Origin of the sequence: Bacillus sp. JJ1474 (assembly GCF_036965225.1) — a bacterium.
In the GTDB taxonomy this organism is placed as follows: Bacteria; Bacillota; Bacilli; order Bacillales; family Cytobacillaceae; genus Cytobacillus.
Genome location: NZ_JBALPC010000093.1, coordinates 31,281 through 39,307, shown reverse-complemented (window position 1 = coordinate 39,307; position 8,027 = coordinate 31,281). Strand labels below are relative to the sequence as shown.

Below are 8,027 nucleotides of genomic sequence, written 5' to 3'. Positions count from 1 at the left end.
GCCTATATAATAGAAGAAACTAGATTTAGCTCATACTCATTTCGAGTTCTTCAATTCTCTTTTCTAAATATTTTCGATCCTTTTGTGCATGGAACGTTTCTGCTTTTTCGAGAATAATCGTAGTATTGTATTCCGGAATTTCCGCATACTTCTCATACACGCCCTTAGGAAGCAGTACATTGCCTTCTGGCCAGAATACAGCGATATTACCTGATTTCACATCTTCAAATTTCGCTCTTCCCTGGTAAGTGCCGTAATTATTAAATGCAACGATAGCATCTCCTTCTTGAATATTAAGTTTCTCTGCATCGTCTGCATTCATTAAAATATCATAGCGATCTGCCCCATTGAAAGGATCTATTTCACTATAAACCATCGAATTGAATTGTTTTCCGCGTCTTGTTGTCACATAGAACTGGCCTTCCGTTTTCCGCAGCTCAGGAATTTCAATGGCCAGCAGGTTTCCTTTGCCATCAGGAGTAGGACAAACCCCGCCCTCGCATAACCAGGCTCCTCCCCATTGGAACACATCTCCCTTGTTTTTCAAATGCTGGATGCCATCATAATTTCTATTGGCTATAGAAATTTCATCACGAATTTCATCTGCATGTTTAAATTCAATTAGATGCTTTTTATCAGGATATACTCTTGATGCGAGGTCAACATAAATTTCCCATTCTGGTCTAGCTTCCTCAATTCTTGGCCCTTTAATCTCTGGACTAAAATATACCATTCTTTCTGTACTTGTGGATGTACCTCCACCAGGCTGCTCATATCGCGTCATCGCAGGTAATATAATGACCTCTTCTTTTGCATCCACTAGGGTAGATGTATTAAAAATGATATCCTGATGGACCCGCAGTTCAACATTTTCAAGAACCTCCTGAATAAAATGAGGATCTGGCATTGTTTCGAGGAAGTTTCCTCCACTTGTAAAAAAGAGCTTAACTTTTCTCGGATGATTCTCCGGCAGCATGATATTTTCCAATGTTTGACCTACTGTATCCCCCTGCCATCTAGGAACCGGGAATCCCCATAAATATTCCATGCGTTTTGCATTGAGCTCATCAAAATCACTTCCTGGAAGTACAAACGGGTCAGCTCCCATTTCACCTGATCCTTGCACCCCGCTATGTCCGCGGATTGGCATAACACCGCAATGCTCTCTTCCAATAAAGCCGCGAAGCATGGCAAGATTAGCCACTTGTGAAATATTATCCGTTGCAAAGCGATGTTGTGTTAATCCCATACTCCAAATGAAAACACCGGATTTTGATTTGGCCAGCAGCTCGGCAAACTCATACATTCTTTCCTTCGTTAACCCAGATGACTTTTCAAGCAGTTCCCAATCTTGATTCTTGAGATGGTCTTTTAACTCAGAAAAACCATTTGTATGCTCGTTGACAAAATCATGGTCAATCGCAGAGCCCGGAACTTTTTCCTCCATTTCAAACCAGTGCTTCATCACACCATTCATAAAGGCAATATCTCCGCCAATATTAACTTGATACACATCATCGACAATTTGTGTACCAAACAGTGCACTTTCCGGAATCGAAGGAATCCAGTAATTTTCCATTGCTGGCTCTCGATATGGGTTAATCATAATAATTTTTGTTCCCGCTTTTTTAGCTGCATACATATATTTAGTGGAGACAGGCTGATTATTTGCTGCAACAGAGCCCCAGAATATTAATACATCGGTACCGATCCAATCTTTATAATTACAGCTAGATGCTCCAATACCCAATGACCGTTTTAATGCTGTTTTACTTGGCGAATGGCATATGCGGGAAGCGTTGTCGATATTATTTGTTCCTAGAAACCGAGCTACTTTCGCAGCTGTATAGTAAACTTCATTCGTAATTCCCCTAGCAGTTAAATAGAATGCAAGCTGTTTAGGATCAATTTGCTTTATTTTCGCTGCAATCCTGTCTAAAGCTTCGTCCCAAGATATTCTTGTAAACTTATTTTCTCCTTTTTTTCTCGATAGAGGGTATGGAATTCTTCCAAGCTTCCGAAGCTGTGTACTGTCTAATTCCTTCAATTTATCTATATTTTCAAGCAACTCCGGGTCAATGGCCGGCATCGTGTTCAAGCGAAGAACATTCAATCTTGTTGTACATAAATGAGGACCCGTTAAAGTTTGGTCATAAAGCCCAGATACACCAAGGGCACAACCATCACACACACCTTGTGTCAGAATCCGATAAGCATATCCTAAATTATCTTTATTATCCCATGCTACCTTCATCGTATCTCTAATATGGTGAGGCTTTATCTTCCCAAGCCCCATTGGCGCCTTGCCAGCCCACAAGGATGGCTTTAAGGAAGTATCTAATTTGATTGGTCCTGTATGCTTAGTTGAACTCATGACAATCTTCTCCTTTTTCATTCATGCTGAATAATGAATTTTTTAATGATCGTAATTCTAATATCTATTTAACAGTTTTTTTCACAAAAAATACAAAAACCACCAGACACAAAAATTACGCATGTGTTTGGTGGTTAGTCTTTAGCAGGGTCGCTACCAAGTGCCAACTTCCTATTGACTATTTAGTTTTATACATTTCTTCAATGTTTTTATCAAAAACAAACACCGACATCCCAAAATCTCTTTCGATATCGATATCTACAAATAGGTCGATGAGTTTGGATTGCAAAAATTCCTCCATCTCGATTGGCTGATTCTTCTTATACATATCCTTTACCATTTCAGTTCTTGCAGCGCGGACCATTTGTTTTCCATCATCTGCACTTACAATAAACTTCTCAACTGGGGAGAGGTTTCCCTCCATTTCACAAATAGCCCAGTTTTTGCAAAAGGTAGTTGTTACTTTACTTGGTCCCTTTCCCATATGCTTTTTTCGAAAGGATCGGACAAGATTGCTAAATTCTGCTTCATATTTATTCATCAATTTCAACCCTTTAATTCCAGTATAATATTATGTTTAAGAATCATTCTTGTTTGTAAATACTTTATTAATATGTTGAAAGATTGATCCTATTATCCTAAGTTAAACAATTATTTTCAAAATTGTCAAACCGCAACATTTCGTGTTTCTGCTTGTTTTTGTCTGAGTTTTTTAATATCGAGTCGAATAAGGAGTGAAATCGCTAAAGCAACAGCAAACATCCCAGTGAAAACCATAAGACTTTGAGAATAGGAACCTGTCGTTTCACGAACCCAAGATGCAAACATCGGACCTGCTAACCCTGCTGCTGCCCATGCTGTTAATATATATCCGTGAATAGCACCAAGTTGCTTCGTTCCAAATAAATCTCCAATATAGGCCGGAATGGCTGCGAAGCCTCCGCCATAGCAAGTATAAATAATAGCTAAGAGAATTTGGAAAATAAGCGGATTGCTTGTCATCGTAACTAATGGAAACGCAATCACTTGTATTAAGAAAAATGTTGTATATGTATTTGGCCTGCCAATAAAATCTGAAATCGATGCCCAGCCAATTCGTCCAAGTCCATTAAATGCTCCTAGTACTCCTACAAGTGCGGCTGCAGCGACTGCATTTAAACCAATGCTCTCCTGTGCAAGCGGTGATGCAGCAGAAATAATCGCAATACCGCAAGTAACATTTATAAATAACATCAGCCATAAATAATAGAATCTCTTTGTTTTAATCGCTTCATTCGCAGTTAATTGTGATAGATCCTCTTTAAGCGTTTTCGTGCCAGCCTTTATTTTATCTTGGAAACCAGCAGGAACCCAGCCTTGCTTAGGCGGTGCAAGATACAGAGATGATACCATCATGATAATAAAATACGAGACTCCAAGTATATAAAAGGTATTAGCAATCCCAACAGCATCAATTAAGCTTTGCATGATAGGGCTGCTAATAAGAGCTGCGAAGCCAAAGCCCATAATAGCTAGTCCTGTCGCTAATCCTCTCCGATCTGGAAACCATTTTACAAGTGTTGAAACAGGTGCAATATAGCCAACTCCAAGGCCTATTCCTCCAAGAACTCCATAAAAAATATACAATAATGGCAATGACTCTAAGTTGATAGCTAATCCTGACCCTGTGATTCCAACACCAAAAAACATCGCAGCAAGCATCCCAGCTCTTTTCGGCCCATGCTTTTCAACGAAATGGCCTAAGAAAGCGGCGGATAATCCTAGAAATAAAATAGCTAAACTAAATGTAAAACTCACATCAGTTAAATCCCATCCGAATTGATTAACAATTGGCTTTGTAAAAACACTCCATGCATAAACAGAACCGATAGAAATATGAATTCCTACCGCAGATGCTGCAATCAGCCATCTGTTTTTCGCTTTTTTCATCCTCTCAACACCCCGATTAATATTATTTTGCAAGCCAAAAACAAAACCGTCAATTCCTCCTTGTCTAATAAACATTAGGAGGGATTGACGGTTAGCTACCAGCAGGAACGCTACTATACACCAACAGTTAATCGCTTACATAAAATGCTGTAACAGATATTAACCGATGACAGGTTCGCTATCTCGAATCAATAATTGTTACAAGTTTGTGAACTTTTCTAAATATTAACATCTTTCCTATTGGTATTCAACCATTATTAAGTTTTTCACTATGTTAGATTTTTTTACTATTGCTATATGAAAATTTTATGCTACTATTTGGGTAATTAAGTTAAGTATGGGCGGGTGAATGAATATGGCAGGTCAAATCAGCAATAACAGCTGGATTTACAGGTACGAGAATGGCATTTTACAAGAGAAGATGGATGAGATCGTGACTGAACAGCCTTTGACAATCATGTTAAATGGACAAGAATTTGCGACAATGGTTTGTACACCGGAAAATCTTGAAGAATTAACAATTGGCTTCCTCGCTTCGGAAGGATTTATCCGACAACAGGATGAGATAAAAACCATTAACATTGACGAAAGCAAGGGAATTTCTTATGTGGATTTACATGTTCCAGTTACAACCAGTCATGAATTTCACTCAAAACGATTTATTGGATCTTGCTGCGGGAAAAGCCGCCAGTTTTATTTTCACAATGATGCTCGTACGGCTAAAACCTCTACCTCCAAGACTACGGTAACTCCAGCTCAATGTCTATCCATCATGAGACAGCTGCAGGACAGCAGTTTAACTTTCCAAGAAACTGGCGGAGTGCATAATGCTGCCCTTTTCTCAGGAGAGGATATGATTATTAGCAGAACTGATATCGGAAGGCATAATGCATTGGATAAAATTTACGGTTACTGTATCCAAAATAAAATATCTGTAAAAGATAAAATTATTGCCTTTAGCGGAAGAATCTCATCTGAAGTACTATTAAAGGCTGCAAAAATTGGTGTTGGAATTATTCTATCAAAATCAGCCCCTACTAATCTTGCTATTAAATTAGCAGAGGATTTAAATATTACCGCTGTTGGATTTATAAGAGGAAACTCATTTAACGTTTATTCTCATTCACATAGGATTATAGAGTAATAAAAAGGAGGCGATCATACTTGATTTTACAGGATAAAAGAAACAGGCCGCTTAGAGATTTGCGAATCTCAGTAACGGACAAGTGTAATTTTCGCTGTACCTACTGTATGCCTGCAGAAATTTTCGGGCCCGATTACCCCTTTTTGAAAAAAGAACAGCTGCTAGCATTTGAAGAGATAGAACGGTTAGTTAAGATTTTTGCTAAAGCCTTCGAAATAAAAAAAGTCAGGCTTACTGGTGGAGAGCCTTTAATGCGAAAATCATTGCCTGACCTTGTGGAGAAAATCGCGCGAATCGATGGTATTGATGATATCGCCATGACGACAAACGGAGTATTACTGCCGCAATATGCAATGAATTTGAAAAAAGCTGGCTTAAAACGAGTTTCCATCAGTCTTGATTCACTTGATGACCATTTGTTTGGAAAAATCAATGGCAGAGGGGTAAAAGTACAAGAAGTTTTAAATGGAATTGAGGCAGCATCTGAAGCTGGCTTAAAAATAAAAATTAATATGGTTGTAAAAAAAGGCGTCAATGACCAGGAAGTTATCCCAATGGCCAAATTTTTTAAAGAAAAAGGCCATATTTTACGATTTATTGAGTTTATGGATGTCGGAAATACGAACCAGTGGAATATGGAATCTGTTTTTTCTAAAAAACAAATTCTTGATTCTATTCATCGTGTCATGCCGATTGAACCAATTGCGCCGAATTATTTAGGTGAAGTAGCGTCAAGATTTAGGTACTCTGGCTCTGAACAGGAATTTGGAATCATTTCATCAGTTACAGAGGCTTTCTGCTCATCATGCAATCGGGCTAGACTTTCAGCTGAAGGCAAGCTCTATACTTGTTTATTTTCTGGTGTAGGACACGATCTGCGCACAATCCTGCGTTCTGAGGAAGATGATTCAAAATTAGAAAAAATGATTACAGACATTTGGACAATTCGTAATGATCGTTATTCCGAAGAGCGTGATAACCTCCTGCAGCAAAACAAAGGCAGAAAAAAGGTGGAAATGTCTCATATTGGGGGATAAATTTCTTCATAGGGGCTTGTATAGAAAGTCTGCATTTTGACTTCTGGACAGCCCCAAAAACTGGATTAATTATTCAAGTATGGACTAAGAATGCGTATGGCTTCATTCAATTTTTCCGCGTTCTTTTTATACATATTTTTGGCATCGGGTGAATCTGTTTCCAATTCAAATATTTCTAAATCCGCTTGACATTTTTTAAGCATCGCCATCAATAACGGCCTTGTTTGTGGAGATGGCTGTTTCATTTTATCATCATAGAGATCAACAGTTAAATCACCATAAGAGTCAATCTGTCCATAAAAGACATTATCCATTGTGACCTCAAGTTTATCCAATTCGTCAAAAAGCCACTTCCGGGATTTTCCTGCAGAAGCCAAAGAATCATGTACAATATGTCCGTCACGAATCACTGTTTGCGGTACTTTATCATTTGCTACTTTAAGGTTGAGATCTTTAGGAGTTAACGGTCTGTTTTCTTTTTTCAATAAGATGCTTAAATCACCTGTTGGTTCTAATACAGCAAACTCTACATCTGCTAAATTAAATACATCTTTTTTGCGCAGAAGGGTTGTAAGCTCATCTGTGGAGTATTTTTCCTTTTTTAAATTATCCTCCATTATTTTTCCATCTTTAATAAATATAGTTCCTTTACCTTCAACAAAGTCACGAAATGAATTGCTTTTTAATGAAATAAATCCAACAGCGATCGTCACTAATCCAAAAATGGCTATAGCTAATATTCCATGCCCCATATTGCTATTAAGCCCCATAATAACTTCGCCCGCAATACTTCCTATTGTTATGCCAGACACATATTCAAAAAAGGAAATTTGAGAAATTTGTTTTTTTCCTAACATCTTGGTCATTATGAATAATACAAAAAGAAATAAAAAAGACCGAATGATAATATGACTCCATTCTGACATTTTGTCACCTCTTCCTTATTTATCCCTTATACTGCGGTTCTTCTAACATCATTTCATTTACCCGAAGCTGGAGGTCTTTTTTTATATCGTTCATCATATTCATCATTTCGTGAAAAGTCCTCTGTGCCTCTGGATCGTGCGAATTCAGTGCCAGAATGGAAAGCTGAGCCTCGATTCCCTTAATGGTGGACAGGCTTTGTTTAACATTCGAAATAATAGTCATGACATTTACTCCCCATCTATAAATGATGAAAAGGTTGGCTATAAGCCAACCAGGATAAAGCTATTGATTATACTGCGGTTCTTCTGCAAGAATTTGCTGCAAACGAGGCTCTACAGAGTCAATGACTGACTGTGTTTGCTGTGCACAAGTTTGGTATAGCTGCTTAGCCTGTTGATTATCTGTTGCTAATGCAAATCCTTCAAAACTCGCTTGAGCACTTTTTAAACCTGCTATCGCTTGTTTAACCTGTGTGCCAACTGTCATACTTTTCCCTCTTTTCTATGAAAAATGACTTACAATAGGTATTATTTCTTAATTCCTGATCTTTATATATAATAATTTCTGGTAAATTTAGTACTTAAAATAGCCTAGATTTCACTGAGATATATTATAG

General features: G+C 37.9%; 8 protein-coding genes. 2 read left to right on the top strand and 6 right to left on the bottom strand.

The genetic code is table 11. The features are described from left to right. Window positions 1–25 precede the first annotated feature (25 nt). From V7164_RS13610 to V7164_RS13600, 3 genes are all read right to left on the bottom strand, one after another. On the bottom strand, window positions 26–2,374 hold the full coding sequence (locus V7164_RS13610; protein ID WP_335344891.1) for an FdhF/YdeP family oxidoreductase: 2,349 nt from the start codon (window positions 2,372–2,374) through the stop codon (window positions 26–28). Between the two features lie 178 nt (window positions 2,375–2,552). Continuing rightward, window positions 2,553–2,915, bottom strand: coding sequence for a DUF2294 domain-containing protein (locus V7164_RS13605; RefSeq protein ID WP_335344892.1), 363 nt, complete (start codon window positions 2,913–2,915; stop codon window positions 2,553–2,555). A 125-nt stretch (window positions 2,916–3,040) separates the two neighbouring features. Beyond that, window positions 3,041–4,303 carry an L-lactate MFS transporter gene (locus V7164_RS13600; RefSeq protein ID WP_335344893.1) on the bottom strand — a complete coding sequence of 421 codons (1,263 nt, stop codon included), beginning with the start codon at window positions 4,301–4,303 and terminating at the stop codon, window positions 3,041–3,043. Window positions 4,304–4,658: 355 nt separating this feature from the next. Between V7164_RS13600 and fdhD the strand changes: the two genes are divergently transcribed. Together fdhD and moaA are read left to right on the top strand one after the other, a co-directional pair. Next, window positions 4,659–5,447 (top strand): formate dehydrogenase accessory sulfurtransferase FdhD, encoded by a 789-nt coding sequence (gene fdhD, locus V7164_RS13595; RefSeq protein ID WP_335344894.1) that lies wholly within the window; start codon window positions 4,659–4,661, stop codon window positions 5,445–5,447. A gap of 20 nt (window positions 5,448–5,467) precedes the next feature. Beyond that, entirely contained in the window at window positions 5,468–6,484 is a 1,017-nt protein-coding gene (gene moaA, locus V7164_RS13590) for a GTP 3',8-cyclase MoaA (RefSeq protein WP_335354331.1), read from the top strand. A gap of 65 nt (window positions 6,485–6,549) precedes the next feature. Here the strand turns inward: moaA and V7164_RS13585 are convergent, their stop codons facing one another. The 3 genes from V7164_RS13585 to V7164_RS13575 are packed head-to-tail and all read right to left on the bottom strand — an operon-like array spanning window position 6,550 to window position 7,897. After that, window positions 6,550–7,410 carry a DUF421 domain-containing protein gene (locus V7164_RS13585; protein ID WP_335344896.1) on the bottom strand — a complete coding sequence of 287 codons (861 nt, stop codon included), beginning with the start codon at window positions 7,408–7,410 and terminating at the stop codon, window positions 6,550–6,552. Window positions 7,411–7,429: 19 nt separating this feature from the next. Further along, a complete protein-coding gene (locus tag V7164_RS13580; RefSeq protein ID WP_335344897.1) occupies window positions 7,430–7,633 on the bottom strand; it encodes a DUF1657 domain-containing protein in 204 nt (67 codons plus the stop codon). Window positions 7,634–7,693: 60 nt separating this feature from the next. Then, window positions 7,694–7,897 (bottom strand): DUF1657 domain-containing protein, encoded by a 204-nt coding sequence (locus V7164_RS13575; protein WP_335344898.1) that lies wholly within the window; start codon window positions 7,895–7,897, stop codon window positions 7,694–7,696. Window positions 7,898–8,027: the final 130 nt, after the last annotated feature.

Coding starts and splice junctions, on each gene's coding strand:
- V7164_RS13610 (WP_335344891.1), bottom strand. CDS start 2,374: ATGAGTTCAACTAAGCATACAGGACCAATCAAATTAGATACTTCCTTA.
- V7164_RS13605 (WP_335344892.1), bottom strand. CDS start 2,915: ATGAATAAATATGAAGCAGAATTTAGCAATCTTGTCCGATCCTTTCGA.
- V7164_RS13600 (WP_335344893.1), bottom strand. CDS start 4,303: ATGAAAAAAGCGAAAAACAGATGGCTGATTGCAGCATCTGCGGTAGGA.
- fdhD (WP_335344894.1), top strand. CDS start 4,659: ATGGCAGGTCAAATCAGCAATAACAGCTGGATTTACAGGTACGAGAAT.
- V7164_RS13585 (WP_335344896.1), bottom strand. CDS start 7,410: ATGTCAGAATGGAGTCATATTATCATTCGGTCTTTTTTATTTCTTTTT.
- V7164_RS13580 (WP_335344897.1), bottom strand. CDS start 7,633: ATGACTATTATTTCGAATGTTAAACAAAGCCTGTCCACCATTAAGGGA.
- V7164_RS13575 (WP_335344898.1), bottom strand. CDS start 7,897: ATGACAGTTGGCACACAGGTTAAACAAGCGATAGCAGGTTTAAAAAGT.